The 20,374-nt window shown below is 53.6% G+C and carries 16 protein-coding genes and 1 tRNA gene; 11 read left to right on the top strand and 6 right to left on the bottom strand.

From position 1 onward, the window contains the following. Positions 1–146 precede the first annotated feature (146 nt). Both SYNC_RS04765 and SYNC_RS04760 read left to right on the top strand, forming a co-directional pair. The gene (locus tag SYNC_RS04765; RefSeq protein WP_011618951.1) at positions 147–881 is read left to right on the top strand and encodes a pseudouridine synthase; all 735 of its coding nucleotides are present in this window, start codon (positions 147–149) and stop codon (positions 879–881) included. 13 nt (positions 882–894) lie between these two features. Next, positions 895–1,743 carry a RodZ family helix-turn-helix domain-containing protein gene (locus SYNC_RS04760; RefSeq protein WP_041426440.1) on the top strand — a complete coding sequence of 283 codons (849 nt, stop codon included), beginning with the start codon at positions 895–897 and terminating at the stop codon, positions 1,741–1,743. Here the strand turns inward: SYNC_RS04760 and malQ are convergent. Beyond that, positions 1,710–3,236 (bottom strand): 4-alpha-glucanotransferase, encoded by a 1,527-nt coding sequence (malQ, locus tag SYNC_RS04755; RefSeq protein WP_011618949.1) that lies wholly within the window; start codon positions 3,234–3,236, stop codon positions 1,710–1,712. The genes SYNC_RS04760 and malQ overlap by 34 nt on opposite strands. A 196-nt stretch (positions 3,237–3,432) precedes the next feature. Between malQ and SYNC_RS04750 the strand changes: the two genes are divergently transcribed. After that, complete coding sequence (locus SYNC_RS04750; protein WP_041426943.1) at positions 3,433–4,473, top strand: NAD(P)-dependent oxidoreductase; 1,041 nt, start codon at positions 3,433–3,435, stop codon at positions 4,471–4,473. Positions 4,474–4,750: 277 nt separating this feature from the next. Continuing rightward, positions 4,751–5,728, top strand: a complete 978-nt coding sequence (locus tag SYNC_RS04745; RefSeq protein ID WP_041426439.1) for an LCP family protein — start codon at positions 4,751–4,753, stop codon at positions 5,726–5,728. Positions 5,729–7,048: 1,320 nt separating this feature from the next. On the opposite strand, the gene SYNC_RS04740 is transcribed toward SYNC_RS04745, so the two are convergent. Beyond that, positions 7,049–7,588 (bottom strand): hypothetical protein, encoded by a 540-nt coding sequence (locus tag SYNC_RS04740; RefSeq protein WP_011618946.1) that lies wholly within the window; start codon positions 7,586–7,588, stop codon positions 7,049–7,051. A 96-nt stretch (positions 7,589–7,684) separates the two neighbouring features. Here SYNC_RS04740 and SYNC_RS04735 point away from each other — a divergent pair, with 96 nt between their 5' ends. Further along, entirely contained in the window at positions 7,685–8,680 is a 996-nt protein-coding gene (locus tag SYNC_RS04735) for a ribose-phosphate pyrophosphokinase (RefSeq protein WP_011618945.1), read from the top strand. A gap of 70 nt (positions 8,681–8,750) precedes the next feature. Continuing rightward, complete coding sequence (locus SYNC_RS04730; protein ID WP_041426942.1) at positions 8,751–9,866, top strand: glycoside hydrolase family 10 protein; 1,116 nt, start codon at positions 8,751–8,753, stop codon at positions 9,864–9,866. A 111-nt stretch (positions 9,867–9,977) separates the two neighbouring features. On the opposite strand, the gene pepN is transcribed toward SYNC_RS04730, so the two are convergent. The 3 genes from pepN to SYNC_RS04715 all read right to left on the bottom strand — a co-directional run bounded on the left by pepN (position 9,978) and on the right by SYNC_RS04715 (position 13,810). Further along, on the bottom strand, positions 9,978–12,608 hold the full coding sequence (pepN, locus tag SYNC_RS04725; protein ID WP_011618943.1) for an aminopeptidase N: 2,631 nt from the start codon (positions 12,606–12,608) through the stop codon (positions 9,978–9,980). Between the two features lie 100 nt (positions 12,609–12,708). After that, on the bottom strand, positions 12,709–13,170 hold the full coding sequence (locus tag SYNC_RS04720) for a hypothetical protein (RefSeq protein ID WP_049750389.1): 462 nt from the start codon (positions 13,168–13,170) through the stop codon (positions 12,709–12,711). 67 nt (positions 13,171–13,237) lie between these two features. Continuing rightward, on the bottom strand, positions 13,238–13,810 hold the full coding sequence (locus tag SYNC_RS04715; protein ID WP_011618941.1) for a hypothetical protein: 573 nt from the start codon (positions 13,808–13,810) through the stop codon (positions 13,238–13,240). 102 nt (positions 13,811–13,912) lie between these two features. Here SYNC_RS04715 and SYNC_RS04710 point away from each other — a divergent pair, with 102 nt between their 5' ends. Both SYNC_RS04710 and SYNC_RS04705 read left to right on the top strand, forming a co-directional pair. Beyond that, a complete protein-coding gene (locus SYNC_RS04710; RefSeq protein WP_011618940.1) occupies positions 13,913–15,064 on the top strand; it encodes a histidine kinase in 1,152 nt (383 codons plus the stop codon). Between the two features lie 46 nt (positions 15,065–15,110). After that, positions 15,111–15,183, top strand: a tRNA-Glu gene (locus tag SYNC_RS04705). A 296-nt stretch (positions 15,184–15,479) separates the two neighbouring features. Here SYNC_RS04705 and SYNC_RS04700 read toward each other — a convergent pair. Next, entirely contained in the window at positions 15,480–15,980 is a 501-nt protein-coding gene (locus tag SYNC_RS04700; protein WP_011618939.1) for an SRPBCC family protein, read from the bottom strand. A 186-nt stretch (positions 15,981–16,166) separates the two neighbouring features. Between SYNC_RS04700 and SYNC_RS04695 the strand changes: the two genes are divergently transcribed. The 3 genes from SYNC_RS04695 to SYNC_RS04685 all read left to right on the top strand — a co-directional run bounded on the left by SYNC_RS04695 (position 16,167) and on the right by SYNC_RS04685 (position 20,359). Further along, entirely contained in the window at positions 16,167–17,321 is a 1,155-nt protein-coding gene (locus SYNC_RS04695; RefSeq protein WP_011618938.1) for an FAD-binding oxidoreductase, read from the top strand. A gap of 159 nt (positions 17,322–17,480) precedes the next feature. Continuing rightward, the gene (gene zwf / locus SYNC_RS04690; protein WP_011618937.1) at positions 17,481–19,004 is read left to right on the top strand and encodes a glucose-6-phosphate dehydrogenase; all 1,524 of its coding nucleotides are present in this window, start codon (positions 17,481–17,483) and stop codon (positions 19,002–19,004) included. A 59-nt stretch (positions 19,005–19,063) separates the two neighbouring features. Beyond that, positions 19,064–20,359 carry a glucose-6-phosphate dehydrogenase assembly protein OpcA gene (locus tag SYNC_RS04685; RefSeq protein WP_041426437.1) on the top strand — a complete coding sequence of 432 codons (1,296 nt, stop codon included), beginning with the start codon at positions 19,064–19,066 and terminating at the stop codon, positions 20,357–20,359. Positions 20,360–20,374: the final 15 nt, after the last annotated feature.

Here is a 20,374-nt window from a genome sequence, read left to right as displayed (position 1 = left end):
ACTACCACTTTTTACAATTTTCTTCACGTTGTGACCGCTGTTTTCTGCTTAACAGAATGAGCCATTACGGAGCCAAAACGGTGGAAGAGACGATGGCATTTGTGCTGTCCAACGATGATCACTGATCGATGCCAAGGAGTGAACTGGTGACCCGCCAACGGTTGCAAAAACTGATCGCAGCTGCAGGGATCTGTTCGCGACGACACGCTGAAGAGCTGATGCGCGAAGGCAGGGTCACGGTGAATCAAGTCACAGCTGGACTTGGCGACCAAGCCGATCCAAGCATCGACCGCATCGAGGTGGATGGCCGTCCCCTCTCTCACGCATCAAGACCCAGGCTGATCCTGCTCAACAAACCCCGGGGGGTGATCAGCAGCTGCAGTGATCCGCAAGGACGTGAAACTGTTCTCGATCTCATTCCAAAGTCTCTCCGGCGAGGTCTCCACCCCGTTGGCCGGCTGGATGGAGACAGCCGAGGAGCGCTCCTATTAACCAATCAAGGTGCGATCACCTTGCAGCTCACTCACCCCCGCTACTCCCACAGCAAGACCTACAAGGTTCAGGTCAGAGGCACGCCCACCAACACAACACTGAATCGCTGGTGCAACGGTGTGGAATTGGATGGCGTACCCACACAACCGGCAGAGGTTTCTCTTCTGAAACAAGGAGCGAACCAATCCCTTTTAAAAGTGATCCTCAGAGAGGGAAGGAATCGCCAAATCCGCAGAGTGGCCGATGCTCTTGGCCACCCGGTATTGGATCTTCAACGAACAGCGATCTCCTCCATTGATCTCGGTTCTTTGCCGGAAGGCCACTGGCGTGAGTTAACACGTTCAGAATGGACTTCGATCCGTTTGGAACGGAACGAGTGCTCCTCATAACGGCATCGCCGAGATGAAGTTTCCCCTCCCTTGGCGACGGCTCAAAAACAAGCCACACGCTCCCACGTCACTTGAGAGCCGCAACAACTCCCTGGAGGAGGCGGGACAACTGCTGCGAGAACAAAGAGAACGAAAGGGTCTCAGCATGCGAGACCTTTCGAAAGAGGTGAGAATCACAACGCCGGTCCTAGAAGCCCTTGAGCGCGGCTGGCAAGACCGCCTCCCAGAACCCGCCTATCTCGTGGCGATGTTGCAGCGGTTGGAATCCTATTTCGACCTTCCAACAAACAGCCTTAGTACAGCCCTGCCCAACAGACCAGGATCGGATCGCCTAGCGACCAATGGTCGAGGCACGCGTTTCACTCTCGGCAGCATTGACATCTTCACCACCTGGCAAGGGAGCGTGGTCTACGGCGCTGTGATGATCGGATCGATTCTGGCCTTGAACCATCAACAACGTCATCTGATCAAAATCAATGCCTTCTCGCCAAGGCCAATCCCGATCAATACACCACTCGATTCTGATCAGATTTTGAAAGGCTTGCGCCCGCTGGAAGAGGTGGTCACTGCCGGGCCGGAACAAACGTCTCTACCTCTCGATCAACTCACAAGACCCGGCGTTTTAGCAATCAACCTCACCCAACCACGGCAGATCAGCCTGAGCAGTGAAGGAGGAGATCGAACCAACCTTCAAGGCGCTACCGGAACCGTGACCTTGCAGCTGCTACCACCAGTTGACCTCAGCATCCAACCTCCTCCTGGCGAGGCCGACTCGGTGAGCTGGAACGGACAGGCGCTCGCTCCTAAAACCAACCAACCCGGCTCTTATCACCTGCCCCAGGCCGCAGCTCTCTCGCCATAACCCTTAAGAGCACCCTGCAGGGCCTCATCAAAAGCGCTCATCCTCCAGCACCAATTGCCGCCAACAGTGCCTGGAGTATTGAAGCGAGCTTGATCATCCAAATGCAGCAAATCCTGTAACGGAGACACCACGAGTTCAGCGGACGTTTCCATCCCGAGTTCCATCAATTGCCATCCGGGTGCTTCAACATGACACCCCAGCAGCTCACCCACCTGGCGCCTAGACGATTCATCAAGTCGCTGCCACCACCCCATCGTTGTGGGGTTGTCATGAGTACCGGTGTACACCACCCACTGGCGTCCTTTGATATTGCGCGGCAGATAAGGGTTGCTTGGGTTGCCATCAAAGGCGAACTGCAGAACTTTCATTCCTGGTAAACGAAAGCGATCACGGAGCCGTTCCACATCCGGCGTGATCACGCCAAGATCTTCGGCAACGATGGGAAGCGTCCCTCCCGCGTCTCGACGCAGGAGCTGCAACAACTCATGGCCGGGTGAACGCTGCCAAACCCCATTTTGAGCCGTGTCGTCATCGCCGGGGACCGCCCAAAAACCAGCCAAAGCGCGGAAATGATCCAAGCGCAACCGATCAGCAAGCCTCCACTGGCGCCTTAAGCGATTACGCCACCAACGAAATCCAGTTCGCCGATGTCGAGCCCAGCTATAAACCGGCGTCCCCCAGAGCTGACCGGTCTCCGAAAAATAGTCGGGAGGCACTCCGCTTTGAAGCCGTAAACGTCCATCAGCAGCAATAGAAAATAAGGATCGATGGCTCCAAACATCAGCACTATCGCGAGCCACATAAAAGGGCAGATCACCAAGAATCTCGATGTTTAAATCTCGAGCTTGCACGCGCAGGCATTGCCACTGTCGATCGAGATGCCACTGAAGAAGTTCCTGCTCCAGCAGTGCTTCACCATGCTGAAGACGCCATTGAGCCAAGGCAGCAGGTTGCTGAACTGCGAGCGGATGGGGCCAAGACCACCAAGGCAAACCGTTGTGTTGATCACGCAGCACCACGAAATTGACGTGATCCGTGAGCCAATGGGTTTGGTCAACCCTCCACCGTTGAAATTCTTGTTGACGCGCAGAAGACTGCTGAGGCCAATGGGCTGCAAGCGCGCGAGCCAGTGCAGCAGCACGCGCATCGGCCAGATGAAAGTCCAGTACGGCAGGCGATTCCGCCTTGGCATCAGCACCAGGGAGACGCCCCAGATCACTGGACTCTAAAAAGCTCTCTTCTGCCAAATCTTCGGCATCCAGGAGCCAAGGATTTAAGGCAAAACTGGAGGGTGAGCTGTACGGAGACCCTGTGCCATCAGGCGGAGCAAGGGGCAAAATCTGCCAAACGCTGACGCCATGGCTCGCCAAAGCCTTCAACCATTCACGGGCTGATCGTCCAAAGCTTCCACACACCGGTGAGTCCGGCAAAGCTGTGGGGTGAAGGAGTACACCCACCCGCCGATCCCTTTCGCTTCTGGAGTGATTAACCATCGAAGCAAAACATTCGGGGTGCTGGATGGTCGAAGGGAATACAAATGATCCGACCTTTGTGATCTTACGGAGCGTCTCAACAAGGATCGAGGCTCTTTCCTCAAGCCCATCGCAATCACTGAGATCTGCTAACTCGCTTCGTTTGAAAACGGAAGATACACGCCCTAGCGTTGGTTCAGATCAATCTGCTAACGACGTGCTCGCCCCCCTCTTACCGCGCCATGATTTTCGAGAACGTTCTCCGGATCAAGTGAGGGTGGCCGTCTTCGGGGCCACTGGGTACATCGGACGATTTGTTGTGAAAGAGCTGGTAAGGCGTGGATATCAAGTGATGGCATTTGCCCGCGAATCCAGCGGAATCGGAGGGCGCAAAAGTGAAGCAGACGTCGTAGCCGATTTCCCTGACGCAGAAGTGAGATTTGGCGATGTCACCAATCCCACTTCACTTGCAACGCATGCCTTCAGTGAACCCACCGATGTCGTGATTTCTTGCCTTGCATCGAGAACAGGCGGCAAGAAGGATTCATGGGCGATTGATTATCAAGCCAATCTCAACACCTACAACGAAGGGAGGAAGGCTGGCGTAGCGCATTTCGTGATGCTTTCAGCCATCTGCGTACAAAAGCCAATTTTAGAATTTCAGAAAGCGAAGCTTGCCTTCGAAACTCTGCTTAGGGAAGACACAGAAATCACTCATACGATCGTTCGCCCAACAGCTTTTTTCAAAAGCATTGCCGGCCAATTTGAGAGCTGCAAAAAAGGTGCACCTTATGTCATGTTTGGGAATGGAGAGCTGACAAGTTGCAAGCCAATCAGCGAAAAAGATCTTGCATGCTTCTTAGCTAATTGTGTAAATGAAGCAGACAAAGTGAATCAAGTCTTGCCCATCGGCGGACCTGGTCCCGCGCTCAGCGCACGCACACAAGGGGAAATACTTTTTAAAACACTTGGCCGCTCGCCCAGAATGCTGTCATTACCGATAGCAGTCATGAATGCTCCAACTGCCATTTTAGAAAAAGTGGCAGTGCTTGTACCAGCGGTTGAAGACACAGCCGAATTCGCCCGTATCGGCTGTTATTACGCAAGTGAATCGATGCTGGTCTGGGACGAGACACGTGATTGCTATGACCCCGATGCAACCCCCTCTTTTGGCGATGACACCCTCGAACAGTTCTTTGCAAGGGTCAACAAAGAGGGAATGGCTGGACAAGAGCTAGGGGATGCTGCTCTTTTTTAAAAGACACTCGAAAAATCGCCCAGAGAAACAACAGCAAACAACTCAATGAGAAGCAACAAGCAATAGTCAAGACCTTCTTCTTAATTACTTGACCATTACTTCCCTAGACTCGCCTTCCAACAAATTATTTTACACCCGTCAAATTCACTCAGACAACTGATATCAATCAAGTCATTCATCTCCAATCAACATCTAATTTCAGCTTTCTCCTAGGCCTTTGATTCCCAATTCAGCGAGAGTGAGCAAGACTGTCTGATCAATCATCAAACCATCACGCATGGGGGATCCAGCGTTGAGTGAGGACTCGCAGCAAAAGCAGAGCAAGGGCTGGTTAGGCGACCGCCCTGGACGCAGTCTCCTGAGGATTGGTGCTGCCTTGCTGGGCACGGTTCTAGCGGGCACAGCGCTTGCAACGGTTTGGCCCAAACCAGACCCAGAAGGCGCCGATGTGCAGTCGTCCAACGGATCTCTAGCTCTCGCTCCGCTCCCAGAACAAGCCGTGATGGTGCTGGTCGTCGGCCTCGACGCTGACACCATTAATGCCACATCCAACCAAGCGGCGCCGCAAGGACCCAGCAACGCCGACAGCTTGATGTTGGTCAATATCGGCAAGAAACAACCCGTTCAAATTTTGCAATTGCCGACAGAGCTGGCAGTTCAACTGCCAGGAGTCGAGGAGATGCAAGCTCTTTCCACAACGTGGAAACATGGCGGAATCGCACTCACCTCCGACGTCGTAGGCGAGCTCATTGATCTGCCGACGAACAAGCCAGATCGTTACCTGGTCCTCTCCAGACAGAGCTTGCGCAGATTCGTGGAAGGGCTTGGAGATATCGAAGTCAATTTAAATCAGACCTACAAGTACGAGGACAAATCCCAGGGGTACAACGTGAATCTGCAAGCAGGACTGCAAACGCTCAATGGCGCCCAGGCGGAACAACTCGCACGTCATAAGCCCAAGCCCAATGACGACCATCAGCGAAGAGTAAGACAACGCCTACTTCTCCAAGGAGTGCATCAGCAGTTAGCTGAAATCGATGCCGTCACAGTGATACCTGAGCTACTGAATGTGTTCTCCAACCAGGTCACAACAGACATCAGCGCCTCGGAGATGCTGAGCCTAATGGCTGCAGCAATCAGCGCACCCTCGGCACCTGTCATTACGGAGCTTCCGCTTGCACCTCGAGCTGGTCAGCAGAGACTGCGCGAATTGAAGCCGGATCTGAGCCTGCCAATCTGGCCAGCGCAGAACTGATCGAGAGGTTGAGGCGCGAGCCCTCCCTCAATTGTTAAATAACCCTCAATTGTTAAATAACCCTCAAAGGTCAAATTCACCTCCTGCGGCAGTCCATACGATCAGAAAACGGTGCCTATCAAGACCACAAGAGCTACCAAGATTCAACGATGAAGCCCTTGATGCGCTGGACATCAGTGCTAATTGTCCACCTTGAATCGCAGCTTCAATACCAGGACTAATGGATATTTTCTAGACATCAACCAGGGTGAAAAGCTGCCATTTGTAGAGCCGCGGCGGCTTTTAGTGACACACGTGTAGTTGTCACAATGATGACCAGAGTTGATAGATCCTTAAACGAGAAGCGTTAATCCTGAACACTTGGTCGATCTTTTGTATCAGAACGAGCTTTCTTCATAATTTCTCCCGTTAACAAGCTGCTCAAGCGCTAACGAGGGCACTGCTACTCCTCCTAGGTTCTCGTCAATGATTTAACCAACATGTCAGCTCAACATCTTTCCAGCCTTAAGTGGAGCGATGAGGGAGAGCTTTCACCGCAGGACACTTGGAATTTGGTAACGAAACTCACTAAAACTGAGGATCAATCAAAGGCCTCAAACCTTCTTCATCTGTCATCCAAGCATTCCCACGCCAAAAGCAAGAAGACTCATAAAAAATGAATGCATTCAGTCAAATCATGCTGATCTAATTCGTCAACACTTTAAATTCAGTAGTAGAAAGTGCGCAGAATCAATCATACGTGACTCAACAATCTCCTCTATAAAAATTTAAAAACACTCACCCCTTAAATTATTTAATTTAAAGCAAGCCTTGGCAATCATCCCGTAGTGTATCGGTTTCCAACGAATTCAAGCAAACAAAAAATTATATCAACTTACAAATTCCCATTTAACAAAAAGATCGAAAGCCCAAATTCAATATTCACACAGCAGATCAGATTCGTTGACAGGATGTTTCTAAAAAAGGATCATTGTGCAAGGCCCACTCAAGTGGCACAAAGACACACTCGTGGATTATTCAAGTGACACAAATGCGTTGCACATCAATCACCAGTTTTCAATCAGTGCATTCGAGACGACAGCGGCAAGAGCCAAGCAACTAGCGACAGCAAGGAAGCCCATACAAGGAACTGCAAGACACAATGATCATTTCCCTTGAAATCACACGCTGTCTGTCTCACTTGAGACCAATCTGAGAATTGCCAGAGGTTCCCCGGCATTGAAAACAAGCAAAAGGCCGGACAGCAGGCAAACCAACCTCATTCACCTTTGGATAGGGATTGCCTACTTGTCGTTACAGAACATCTGCCAGCTTCGAGAATCAACGCGCCAAAGCGTTCATCTCTGGATTCATGCGTATCCAACGCTGCTGAATGAGACGGGCCAGCTCATCAGAAGCAGTCCCATCATCGTCAGTTGTGTCCAAGTGACCACACCAGGGCAAGCCATCCATTCGGCGGGCCGCCTGATCCCAGCTACCCCCAAGTTGCGCCAAACCAAGCAAAGGAATATTTAGGGAATGACACAGGGCGACAGAAGCTGGTGCCATGCCAGGGATTAAACCAGCTGCATTGGGCTCGGCCAACAGCAATACAGGACAACGCCAAGCGCCAAGCGCATCCATCCAGCTTCCGGAGGAGCCTTGCGCCATCGCCGCATCACCGCTCAAACAAAGCAGTGTGGGGTGGTTTCTGTCGCGCTGAAGTGATGCCAGCGCCTCCAAGCCGCTGTGAGGTTCCGAAGCACAGGCCAACGGCACCAACTCAGCCGAGAAGCGATCGACAAGCTGACGAGCACCCTCGCGCATCGAGAGCTCAGGAAGGGGTCCAGCTCCAACAAGAGCCAAGGTGAAATCGAGCATCTAGCGACCCTAGGGAGATCCGATCCACACCGTTTATGGATAGGAAGACGATGCACCACTACGATCGGTTCATCGCCGTTCTTAAGCGCGGGCATCGTGACAAGTTTTCTCACCGCTGCCCGAGCAGAGCAAGAAAAGTTGCAGCACGACACGCGACGTCTTCGCCTATTTAGCGGCACCTCAAATCCCGCACTAGCCCGTGAAATTGCGGCCTACTTGGGTGTGCCTGATGGCCCCAAGGTTTGCAAACGCTTCGCCGACGGTGAGCTGTACGTACAAATTCAGGAATCGATTCGCGGCTGCGATGTCTTCCTGATCCAACCCACCTGCGCTCCGGTGAACGACAACCTGATGGAGCTTCTGATCATGGTCGATGCCTGCAGACGGGCATCGGCACGACAGATCACCGCGGTGGTTCCTTACTACGGATACGCACGGGCAGACCGCAAAACAGCCGGTCGAGAGTCGATTGCAGCCAAGCTCACCGCCAATCTGCTCGTTAAATCAGGCGTCGATCGGGTGCTGGCGATGGATCTGCACTCCGCTCAGACCCAGGGGTATTTCGATATTCCCTGTGATCACATTTACGGCTCTCCCGTACTTGTGGATTATCTCGCCGCCCAAGACCTGGGAGAAGTGGTGGTGGTGTCTCCTGACGTGGGTGGCGTGGCCCGAGCGAGGGCCTTTGCAAAACAAATGAACGGTGCTCCTCTGGCCATCATCGATAAGCGCCGAACCGGTCACAACATGGCTGAAAGCCTCACCGTGATTGGCGATGTCAGCGGACGCACGGCAATCCTGATCGACGACATGATCGATACCGGGGGCACGATCTGCTCTGGTGCCAAGTTGCTAAGAGAGCAAGGTGCAACTGGCGTCATTGCTTGTGCCACCCATCCCGTTTTCTCTCCACCAGCGATCGAACGCCTGTCTGTTGAGGGACTGTTCGAGCAGGTCGTGGTCACCAACAGCATCCCAATCGCGTCCAACCATGCCTTTCCCCAGCTGCATGTGCTGTCTGTCGCCAACATGCTGGGCGAAGCAATTTGGCGCATCCATGAGGAAAGTTCTGTTAGCTCGATGTTCCGCTAACTCAACCCAAGATTGATCCGTGGTGTTGCGACGTTTCTTTTGGGCCCTCAGCCTGCCATTCACCCTGCTTATGGCCCCGCCAGCCACGTTTGGCCAAGCCACAAACGTATTGCTGAGCAAAAGTCGTTTACCAAGTGTTGAGAGAAAACAGGCACTAGGTGTCTGGCTCACCAATAGCCCTAGTCCGCTCTACTACGACCAACGCAAGATCAAACAAGCGGTGGATGAGCTTGAGCAAGCAGGATTTTCTGTGCTTTATCCCAATGTTTGGAGTCGTGGAACAACCTTTCACACCAGTGAATTTGCCCCGCTTGAGCCATCTTTAAAGGCTGCTGGTGTGACGGTTGACCCCATTTGCACCTTGAGCCAGGAAGCGCACAAGCGTGGGATGAAAGTGGTTCCCTGGTTTGAATACGGATTAATGGAGCCCGCCGGAGCAAAGGTGGTCCAAGACAATCCGGACTGGGTGTTGTCTCGGGCCAATGGTGACCCGGTGATGAAGATGCATGGCAAGGAGATGGTGTGGCTTAATCCAGCACACCCACAAGTGCGTCAGCGCTTCATCGGCCTCGTGGTGGAAGTGATGAAACGTTGCCGAATGGACGGCCTGCAACTCGATGACCACTTCGCTTGGCCTGTGGAATTGGGGTACGACCCTTACACATCAGCGCTTTATAAAAATGAATTTGGCATTGCACCGCCCCGCGATTACACCAATCGCTATTGGATGACCTGGCGTCGCCGCAAACTCACGGGTTTACTTCGCGACCTTCGTATCCGCTTGGAACAAGAGTCGCTGCCAGTTCGCATCAGCTTGTCACCAGGACCATTTCGATTTGCTTACAACAACTGGCTTCAAGATTGGGAGCTCTGGGCCGTGGGACAGCTGATTGATGATCTCGTTGTTCAAAACTATGCCTATTCCCTCAGGGGATATGCCAAAGATCTCGATCAACCCGCCCTACGCAAAGCGCAAGAATGGGGCATCCCCATCCAAATAGGTGTCCTTGCCGGATTTGGCAAGCGAACAACTTCGATGAAAGTATTAAAGGAAAAAGTACGGCTAGCCAATGATCGAGGATATGGGGTGATCTACTTTTACTGGGAAGGATTATGGGGACTACATTCAGGAGCAGAAGGGGCTCAATTCCGCAAAAAAGTATTTACGCAGATGGGGCGTCAATAATGATTACAACTCAAGACAAAGAGCTTGCATCGCATTCAACTGAAGCGTGAAGAGAGAAAATCAACAACGACCTCTCTCTTCAAACATCAACAATGATGATGAGAGCAACTTTTATCCCAACATCATCTCCACAACTTCGCGGGTGTTAGAGGAAAGCTGAGCAGCGGAAAGTTGATCCAGCGCTGCCTTCACAAGCGCTTGACGCTTGCTGCTGTAAGTCGCCCAGCGACTGAAAACCTTGGCCAAGCGCGACGCGGTAATCGCATTGCGCTGATCCAAGGCAATGATTTGTTCAGCCATAAAGCGATAGCCGCTGCCATCTTCCGCGTGGAATACCAAAAGGTTTCCAGCGAATCCACCCAAAACCGCACGCACCGCATTGGGCGCCATCGGATCAAAGCGTGGATGCTGCAAGAGAGCAGTCACCCGTTGCAGTCCATCCGCGCGAGGCGTCGACGCTTCCAAGGCAAACCAACTGTCAAAGATCACTGGCTTCTCTTGCCAACGGTCGTGGAATTGGCGCAACGCTTCCTCTCGTTCTGGACAATCCAAAGGCTGTAGCGCCCTTAGAGCTGCGCGTGCCAAGGTCATTGAAGGACCACTCACAGCAGTCAAAGCATTGGCGCGCACCGCTGGATCACCGGCTGCAGCAAGCCAAGCCCAGATCAAACCGGTGAGTTGTCGCTGTCCCTGCCCTTCGGGCCAAGCCAATGCAAGCTCGGCCGCCACCTGATTCAGCCGCTCGCGCAGCAGTGGGGCCAAAGAGTGACCCAATTGCTCGCGGAGCTCGCAAGCCGCTCGATACAGAGCTGGGGGATCAGCCTCCTGCTGAAGTGCTTCCAACTCAGGGCCACCAGGGAATGCCATCAAAGTGGAAAGCACTGCAGGATCCTGTTCTCCATCCGGGGCCAGGAGCACGGTCAAAGCCTCCACCATCTGGTGTTCCAGTTCGGCATTCGGGCTTTCAGATGCCCGAGCCAGCAACATCCTTCTCCACAGTTGTTGTCCCGCATCCCAACGGGCGAATGGATCGTTGTCGCCAGCCAAAAGGGTGAACAACTCAGCTGGTTCTTGACTCGCCTCCCAGTGCACTGGAGCAGAAAATTGCCTGAAGAGTGAAAGAGCAGGGGGCTGTTCTGAACAAGGCAAACCCATGAGTTCAAGCGTTTGCTCCTCCTGATCCAGGACAAGGAGCTGCTCTTCCCCAGGCACACCATTGGCTGGGACCAGGGCCCAAAGCAAGGGAATCACAAGGGGCTGCTTGTGTGGTTGCCCCGGCGTTGGTGGCGTGCTTTGACGCAGGCTTAGGCGCAAGACCCCGCGAGTGGCATCCCAGTCACGTTTCACCGTCACCGTGGGAGTACCAGCTTGGTCATACCAACGCTTGAACTGTTCTAAATCAAAGCCAAGGCGTTCACCCTCAATGCACGCACCTTCAGCAATCGCCGACACAAAGTCGTCCGTCGTGGCAGCTTCACCGTCATGGCGTTTGAAATAGAGAGCCATCCCACGCATGAATCGTTGCTCGCCCAAAAGCGTTCTGAGCATGCGGATTAACTCAGCACCTTTCTCGTAAATCGTGGTCGTATAGAAATTGTCAATCGCCTGGTAAGAATCTGGTTTCACCGGATGGGCAGTGGGGCCAGCATCTTCTCGAAACTGCGTGTTGCGGAGCATTGCCGCATCTTCAATACGTTTTAAGGCCTCTGAATGAAGATCAGCTGTAAAACATTGATCCCTAAAGACAGTGAGTCCTTCTTTTAACGACAGCTGAAACCAATCGCGACAGGTGATGCGATTACCAGACCAATTATGAAAGTACTCGTGGGCAACAACACTTTCAATCCGCTCCAGTTCGGCATCTGATGCTGTTTCCGCATCGGCAAGAACCAACTTGGAGTTAAAAATATTCAGACTCTTATTCTCCATCGCGCCCATGTTGAAGTGGCGCACCGCAACGGTGTTGAACTCATCAAGGTCATATTCCAAGCCATAAACCTGCTCATCCCAGGCCATCGAACGCTTTAACGACTCCATGGCATGAGCAGTGAAGGGCTCATCGCCTGGCTCAACATGAAGCCTCAGGCACACATTGCGGCCTGAAAGGGTCACGAACCGATCCCGAACCTCGTGAAGATCTCCGGCCACTAACGCGAACAGATAGGAGGGCTTTAGAGATGGGTCCTCCCAAGTCACCTCGTGGCGTGTGGGATCTCCAGCGAGTGGCCCCGCACTTAAGGCATTGCCATTAGAGAGCAATACCGGATAACGCTCGCGATCGGCCTCGATGCGAACGGTGAACCGACTTAGAACATCGGGGCGATCCGGATGATATGTAATCCGCCTAAACCCCTCGGCTTCGCACTGGGTGGTCAACATTCCCCCACTGGCATACAAGCCTTCCAGCGAAGTGTTGGCCTGAGGGTCAATCACGCACACCGTCGTGAGCTGAAACGGCACCTGCGGGGGCTGGTGAATCACCAGTCCTTCCGCGGTAAGGCTGTAGTCGGAAGGATTGAGTTCGTTGCAATCGATCGCGATCGATTGCAATCGCAAATCCACCCCTTGAAGCTCAAGCGCTTGGGGCTCCGATCCCAACACCGGCGTCAGCTCCATGCGGCAGGTGACCTCAACGGCATCGGAACCGATCACCACATCCAGAGCAATGGATGGAATACGACAAGAAAAGGGTTTGTAATCCTTCAGCCGGATCGTCGGAGCAGTGCTGGAGGCGGAAGCCATGGGGAGGTGTATCTACAACGATCTTGGCGTGCAGACGTCACCTCCGTGGAGTCACCAAGCTAGGAACTGGTGTCTCCACTCTCACTTCGTCTTGTTCCGATTATTTGGCGGCCTTCTGTTTCTTCAACGCCTCTTCCACCTTTTTCTTGACATCGGCGGGAACCTTGTCGGGGCAGAACTGCATCGCACCGGTGATGATTTGAAATTCAGCGCCAGCAAACAACTGCTCATTGGTCAGCTTTTTGCTGCCTGTGGATGCAACCATGCCGCCATGCCGTCCATTAAGGAGTTGGACATAGGTTGCCGCGGCTACGCCAACAGCTTTCGGGAACTCAATACCTGCAGTGCGTGCATTGCATACGTAGGACGACCCCATGCCGCGATAGAGAAATACATCTTCATTGCTGGCAGGCGATGAAGACGCTTTGCCAGCCGACTGGGCCATCGCAGCAGGACCTGCTAAGCAGAGAGGTAGCAGAAGCAATGGTGCCGACAGAGCAGAACGGAGTCGGTTAAAAGGGCGCAAAGGATCAAACCGGAATACGCAGCCATGGTGCCGCATGTTCACCGTTTCGGGCTAGGGGAGAGATGTCTAAATTTGACTCAATTTGATTCAAATCGGATCTTTTTCAGGCCTGAATCGGAGCTGAAGCATCCTCTAACCGTGTTTCATGGTGATGTTCAACGATCTCGAGCGCGTTGTTTTGCCAGCTGTAAATCGCTCGAGAGCGATAGCGATCCTCATCAATCAGCCGGGTGTACTCCTGCACATCCCAGTCTCCGTAATGGGATTCAAATACCATCTCATGTTCATCGACCTGCCGAATTTGGGTGCGATGAGGGCTTGGATCGAGATAAGCACGATTTCTTTGAAGTTGGTGGCCCATCAAAGTGGCTTCCATCACACCAGCCTTTTCGTAGCGAGGCTTCTGATCAAAAAAGTCGGTGTCGCGTTCAGGCCACCAACTGAATCGGTAGCGGGGCTCACCGAATTGAAATTCAGAAAAGATCTCAACCCGGATCATCATGTCGAGGAAAAAGACTTCCTCATTGTTAAAAAGGTACTGACGTCTTGATCGCCAAAGGCCAAGGTTGCGCGCAAACCACCGTCTCAGATTGCTATCGAGATGCAAGCGCTCAGAAGGAGGGGGTGCTCCGTTGGGTGGGTTTGAGCCTCGTTGTTCAAGCGGCAGAAGGGGCATGCCGTCTCCTCGGTAACAACAGAGTGTTCTCCTTCTTTTAGCGGATCTGCGAGGTAGAGCAAAAACCCATAAGGTAAGCCTCAACATTGCGAAGCCCTCTCGGTGGATGGGATTGATCGCAATCCGCGCCAAAAACTGAGTTTGTTACTCGTTGCCGGTCGCCACCATTTGTCCAGCCGCGATCTTCGCGAGTTGGTGGAATTTTTGCAGAACGAAGATTGCGGGTTCGACGTCAGTCTTCAAATTTCAGATCCAACCCAACAACCAGAGTTGCTGGAACTCCACCGCTTGGTTGTCACACCCTCGTTGGTGAAGCTGCAACCACAACCAAAACAAGTCTTTGCTGGCAGCAGCATCTTTCAACAACTCCGAGGCTGGTTGCCGCGCTGGCAGCAAGACGAGGTGGTGAGCGGACTCGGTTTAAGCCTGAAGCCAACAGAACTTGATGGCAGCAGAACCCAACGAGAACTCCAGCTCGAAGATCAATTATTAGTGCTGCGTCAGGAAAACGAAACTTTGATTGACCGTCTGCAGGCTCAAGAGCGCTTGCTGAGGATGGTGGCTCATGAACTGCGTACGCCACTCACGGCTGCAACGTTGGCCGTGCAAAGCCAGGAATTAGGCCAGATCGATATCCATCGATTCAGGGATGTCCTGAAACGACGCCTCGAGGAAATCGCCCTGCTGTCGAAGGATCTGTTGGAAGTGGGAAGCACACGCTGGGAAGCATTGTTCAACCCTCAACGGCTCGATTTAACCAGCGTTGCCGCTGAAGCGATTCTCGAACTGGAGAAACTGTGGCTCGGTAGAGATGTGACCATCCACACCGACATCCCTGCAGATCTCCCCAAGGTGTTTGCAGATCAGCGCAGGATGCGCCAGGTGCTTCTGAATTTGCTGGAGAACGCTCTGAAGTACACACCCAACGGAGGCTTGATCTCTTTGACCATGCTTCATCGAACCAGTCAATGGGTGCAGGTGAGCATCAGCGACAGCGGGCCAGGGATTCCGGAAGAAGAACAACAACGCATTTTTCTTGACCGCGTCCGGCTTCCTCAAACATCAGCTGGGGCCTCTGGCTTTGGTGTTGGACTCTCGGTTTGCCGGCGCATTGTTGAAGTGCATGGCGGCAGGATCTGGGTGATTTCGGAACCAGAAAAAGGAGCCTGTTTCACCTTCAACGTGCCCATCTGGCAGGGTCAAGGTCAAGAGAAGGAGAACGTTGTCTTGACGGAGGGTCAGGCTGAACCGTAATTTCACAGGGTGCCGGAAGTTCGGAAGAGCTCTCGATCACGTTCTTGGCCCCATCGTCTAGAGGCCTAGGACACCTCCCTTTCACGGAGGCGACAGGGGTTCGAATCCCCTTGGGGCTACTGAATCACTAGATGAGACTTCATCTGGTTGGATCATCACTCTCCTCTCGAGGGGAGTTTTTTAATGAATGGTTCAGAAGACCCTTAGGGCTCAGATCGAGACATCTCTGGAGGAGCAAGTCCATTCCAAGGCCGATGAACTCAAGATCGTGCTCTCAAGATGAGAAGCCAAGATCATCAATGAGATCAAGTCCATGGCCTGGAGACAACGACTCTCTTTCTCATGCAGAGAAGGACAAGAGACTGAATTCCAATTGAATCCAATGCCGACAAGCGCTGAAGAGATATCGAGATAACTAACGAGCAGCTCTGAGTCTCGCTTCGGCTTCAACAGCCTTGAGGTTGGTGGTGAGATCGTCACGCAGTCGTTGTTCGATTAGGCCTATTGGCATTCCCAAACAACCCTGAACAGTGAGTTCGTAGAAAAGGGCCGTGGCCTCGGGCATGGTTCTCAGCCGCCAGGTTCCCTCAAAGCGCCGAAAATCACCCTTTGTCATCTTGAATTTCAACGCTCCATCAGGAGCAAATTCTTCAAGCTCCAGCTCAACGGAAGCCGAAAACCTCATTCCCAGAAATTGCTGACACCCCTCTTGCTGCAAATAAACCTTGTTGCCTTCTCGTCGCAACAATCGACTACTTGCAAGGTTGGGGATGAAGGCGCTGAGCTGATCGTAATCCGTCAGAACATTCCAAATCTGATCTGCTGAAACTGGTGTCAAAAGCTGAGCAGCAAGGCGGCGTACGCCATCAGGCATCCTTTCAACAGTCTGTTCAATAGGCTGATGGTGCGACGACATCGCCCCTCCTGTGGGCATTTCGCCGCGCTTCAGTTGTGTCAGACCACTGAAAGATGCCAAACCGTTTTCGCTTCTAATCCTGAGAGATTGACGTCGTTGACTCTAAGGAAGAATCCTCAATTCAGCGAAAACTGATTGGCAAGTCAGTGGTGACGCTTATAGTCGCGCCATATCTGGGCATTTTCAATGCGAGTAAGCGCGACACCACAGACATCTGATGAACGGGCATTCACGATTGTCTTCACAGGCTTGGGTGGGCGTCGGGCAGAGCTATCTCGCTTAAACGTCTCGTACGGCCGTCTTCGGGACACCATTTGCGTTCTTCTCTCCCGGGGAGCACGCATCCAGTCCGTGAGTCCAGCGGGCTCAGAGCCAGAATCCGCACCCGTTCAATCTGCACCACCTGTTTCCGCCCCTGTGACCACTTCCAAACCAAAGCCAAAGCCCGCGGCCAAACCTGTGCCGGTGAATCTCTACAAGCCAAAAGCCCCCTTCCTCGGAACTGTCACCGAGAATTATTCCCTCCTCAAAGAGGGCGCGATTGGTCGCGTGCAGCACATCACTTTCGATCTGAGCGGTGGTGATCCACATCTGGAATATGTGGAAGGTCAAAGCATCGGAATCGTTCCAGCTGGTGAAGATGCCAAAGGGAAGCCACACAAACTTCGCTTGTACTCCATTGCAAGCACTCGCCACGGCGACAACCTCGAAGGAAACACCGTCTCCCTCTGCGTCCGCCAGCTTCAGTACGAAAAGGATGGAGAAACCATCAACGGTGTTTGTTCCACCTACCTTTGCGATGTTGAGCCGGGTAGCAAGGTCAAAATCACAGGACCTGTCGGCAAGGAAATGCTCCTCCCTGAGGACGAAGAAGCCAATGTGATCATGCTGGCTACTGGCACCGGTATCGCCCCGATGCGCACCTACCTGCGTCGCATGTTTGAGCCAAAAGAGCGAGAGGAGAACGGTTGGAACTTCCGAGGCAAAGCATGGTTGTTTATGGGAGCACCCAAAACAGCAAACCTGCTCTACGACGCTGACTTCCTGCATTACGAGAAGGAATACCCCGATAATTTCCGCTACACCAAAGCCATCAGCCGGGAGCAACAGAACCCCAAAGGCGGTCGGATGTATATCCAAGACCGCGTGTCTGAACACGCTGAAGAGATCTTCGCGATGATCGAGGACCCCAAGACGCACGTGTACATGTGTGGCCTGCGTGGGATGGAGCCAGGTATTGATGAAGCCATGTCCGCCGCAGCGGAAGCCAAAGGCCTTGATTGGTCTGAACTTCGACCCAAACTCAAGAAGGCGCACCGTTGGCACGTTGAGACTTACTAAACCTCAGATATGACTGAATCAAGCCCGCCATTGGCGGGCTTTTTTAATGCCTAACTCTGTTGTTTTTTCAGGAGACAGCCACAAAACACGGCCTGTGAGAACAATTGCGCTGTCCAATCGAGAAATCCTGGTTAAACCTGCCTAAGAGGTGCTGTAGCCATGACCGCAACGATCACGAACCCACTGAGGGTTGGGCTGCGACAGGAACGAGTCATCGCTCCGCAGTGCCTGGTGATTTTTGGAGCGAGCGGCGACCTCACCCATCGCAAGCTGGTTCCAGCCCTCTTCGAGTTATTTCAGCAACGACGACTTCCCAGCGAATTTGCCATCCTGGGTTGCGCCAGAAGGCCTTGGAGCGACGACGAATTCCGCAGCAAAATGGCGGAGGCCATGGGAGACAAGGTTCGCGACCATCCCGAGGCATGGGAGCAATTTGCAGCCGGGATGTTTTATGAGCCGGTGGATCTTCAGAAACCGGAAGACGTCGTGAAGCTCGGGGGTCGCCTGCAGGAGATCGACCGTCTGAGAGCCACACGAAGCAACCGCACCTTTTACCTCTCGGTGTCACCGAAGTTTTATGCGAGCGGCTGCCGAGCCCTCGCCGATGCAGACCTCTTAAAAGATCCCCAACGAAGTCGCGTTGTCATTGAAAAACCATTCGGACGGGACTACGGCAGCGCCCAATCCCTGAACAGAGTGGTTCAAGGCTGCGGCCAAGAGAACCAAATCTTTCGCATCGACCACTACCTCGGGAAGGAAACGGTCCAAAACATCATGGTGATGCGGTTCGCCAACGCGATTTTCGAACCAATCTGGAATCGCAACTACATCTCAAGTGTGCAAATTACTGCCTCTGAAACCGTTGGGGTTGAGGAACGGGCCGGGTACTACGAAACCTCGGGTGCACTGCGCGACATGGTGCAAAACCACCTGACCCAAATGTTGGCGATTACCGCCATGGAAACCCCTGGGCGCTTTGATCCCGAGGCCATCCGCAGTGAGAAAGCCAAGGTTCTTCAAGCTGCACGCCTGGCCGATGAACTTGAACCCTGGAACTGCTGCGTTCGCGGACAATACGGGCCTGGAGGCAGCGACGGTTCACCTCTCAGTGGCTACCGGCAAGAACCAGGCGTCGATCCGCAGAGCACCACGGAAACTTACGTGTCGATGAAGCTGTTCATCGACAACTGGCGCTGGCAGGGCGTTCCTTTCTATGTGCGCACCGGCAAGCGCCTTGCCAAGCGTCTAAGCGAAGTGGTTTTGACTTTCCGTGAAGCACCCGTCCACCTCTTCGATGCTGCAGGTGGCAGTCCAACAGCCAATCAGCTCATCCTGCGAATTCAGCCCGATGAAGGAGCTGAATTCAAATTTGAAGTGAAGTCTCCAGGCTCCGGTATGCGCAGCCGGCCTGTCGAGATGGAATTTTCCTATGACGAATCCTTCGGGGAGCCATCAGATGAGGGCTATGTGCGCCTTCTGGCCGACGCCATGTTGGGCGATCCAACGCTCTTCACTAGGAGTGATGAAGTGGAGGCAGCTTGGAGGCTTTACACCCCGCTGCTGGAACTGATCGAAGACAGTCCCTGGAAACTGCCCATCCATCCCTACGAGTCACGCACTTGGGGACCTGCCGCTGCCGATGCGCTGCTAGCCCGAGACGGCCTGCTCTGGCGTCGCCCCTAAATCAAGCCCCCAACAAAATTCCAAGCTCACCTCGATACCGCCCCTCCTCAGCTCGCAGCATGTCTCCTCAGCTAACTCTTCAAACTCCGCTCGAGCTACCTCCATCGGAAGTTCCTCACTACCTCGATCAGCTGTGGTCCCGCGATCAATCAAGCAACATTGGGGCCCACACCTTTTGTCTGTTGATCTGGCAGCCAGCCTGGGTGGAACAACAACTTGTCCGCACTGGAAGGATCGAGGGTCCCATCATGGGCATCCAACGCGACGAGGTGGAAGAGGCTGGGCGAAAAGCAGTTCTCGAGCTTGATCTCCCTCTCAGCACCCCACCACTTGGTAGCTCGGTATCAAACTGTCTGGCCAAAGTTGATGGCAACCAAACCAGTGATGACCTTCGTGGTCAACATGTGGATGGGGCCTTAAGCGCACTGAGGCCACGGCGTTTGATCACCTTCGCACCCAGCCTGGATTCCACTCGCCCGTTGGAAACCTTGGTGGCCGCCTACTGCCCCTTACCGGAAGAGGGGGGAGGCACCGTTGCTTGTGGAGATGTAGTGGTACTCCGCGGCGGAACAGAGGCCTTGCAGGAAGGACTCAACACGTTGCAGCCCTTACTCCCCGACGACCTGCCCTCTTGGGTGTGGTGGAACGGGCCCCTCGATGAGTCGCCTGAGTTATTGGAGCAGCTCTCTATCGCTCCTCGCAGGCTCATTCTGGATTCCGCTCTTGGTGATCCCGTTTACAGCCTGAGTCTTCTCGCCAACAAGCTCGCAGGCGGCCAGGCCGTGAATGATCTCAACTGGCTAAGGCTCGGCAGCTGGCATCAAACGCTGGCGATGGTGTTTGATCCACCGCATCGTCGCGATGCCCTAAGCCACGTCGTGCAACTCGACATCGATGTCGAGGGAGATCACCCAGTCCAAGGTCTCCTATTGGCCGCTTGGATTGCCGATCGACTGGGTTGGACCCTCAAGGACTCCCATCGGCATGATGCCAAAACCGGCGATTCCAGCATCAGCGCGGTGTTCCAACGCCCTGACGGCACCGAGGTGCCGCTGCGCGTGTCTCCGGTGCCCATGGGACAGCCAAGTATTCATCCTGGACAAATCGTGGGGCTACGGATGATTTCCAAACCCGAGCATGGTGGGGCAATGTGTGTGATTCTCTGCGCGGAATCCGGAGGTTGCATGCGCCTTGAAGCCGGTGGCATGGCCAGCATGGAACTTGTGGAAGAAGTGGTGCCATTGCTCCATACGCACGTGGAAGCCGACATGGCCCGTCTTCTGGAGGGTGGGCACGATTCCTCCAACCCGCTCTTGGCTGCAGCGGCCCCTCTGGCTGCCAAGCTTCTGAGTTGATTCCCAGCTGAGCAG

The organism is Synechococcus sp. CC9311 (assembly GCF_000014585.1).
Taxonomy (GTDB): Bacteria; Cyanobacteriota; Cyanobacteriia; order PCC-6307; family Cyanobiaceae; genus Synechococcus_C.
The sequence above is the reverse complement of the archived record's forward strand: the minus strand, read 5'-3'. Positions and strand labels throughout refer to the sequence as shown.

Excerpts from the sequence above, each read along its gene's own strand:
- SYNC_RS04760 (WP_041426440.1), top strand. The coding sequence starts at position 895 with ATGAAGTTTCCCCTCCCTTGGCGACGGCTCAAAAACAAGCCACACGCT.
- malQ (WP_011618949.1), bottom strand. The coding sequence starts at position 3,236 with ATGGTTAATCACTCCAGAAGCGAAAGGGATCGGCGGGTGGGTGTACTC.
- SYNC_RS04745 (WP_041426439.1), top strand. The coding sequence starts at position 4,751 with ATGGGGGATCCAGCGTTGAGTGAGGACTCGCAGCAAAAGCAGAGCAAG.
- SYNC_RS04740 (WP_011618946.1), bottom strand. The coding sequence starts at position 7,588 with ATGCTCGATTTCACCTTGGCTCTTGTTGGAGCTGGACCCCTTCCTGAG.
- SYNC_RS04730 (WP_041426942.1), top strand. The coding sequence starts at position 8,751 with ATGGCCCCGCCAGCCACGTTTGGCCAAGCCACAAACGTATTGCTGAGC.
- pepN (WP_011618943.1), bottom strand. The coding sequence starts at position 12,608 with ATGGCTTCCGCCTCCAGCACTGCTCCGACGATCCGGCTGAAGGATTAC.
- SYNC_RS04720 (WP_049750389.1), bottom strand. The coding sequence starts at position 13,170 with ATGCGGCACCATGGCTGCGTATTCCGGTTTGATCCTTTGCGCCCTTTT.
- SYNC_RS04715 (WP_011618941.1), bottom strand. The coding sequence starts at position 13,810 with ATGCCCCTTCTGCCGCTTGAACAACGAGGCTCAAACCCACCCAACGGA.
- SYNC_RS04700 (WP_011618939.1), bottom strand. The coding sequence starts at position 15,980 with ATGTCGTCGCACCATCAGCCTATTGAACAGACTGTTGAAAGGATGCCT.
- SYNC_RS04695 (WP_011618938.1), top strand. The coding sequence starts at position 16,167 with ATGCGAGTAAGCGCGACACCACAGACATCTGATGAACGGGCATTCACG.
- zwf (WP_011618937.1), top strand. The coding sequence starts at position 17,481 with ATGACCGCAACGATCACGAACCCACTGAGGGTTGGGCTGCGACAGGAA.
- SYNC_RS04685 (WP_041426437.1), top strand. The coding sequence starts at position 19,064 with ATGTCTCCTCAGCTAACTCTTCAAACTCCGCTCGAGCTACCTCCATCG.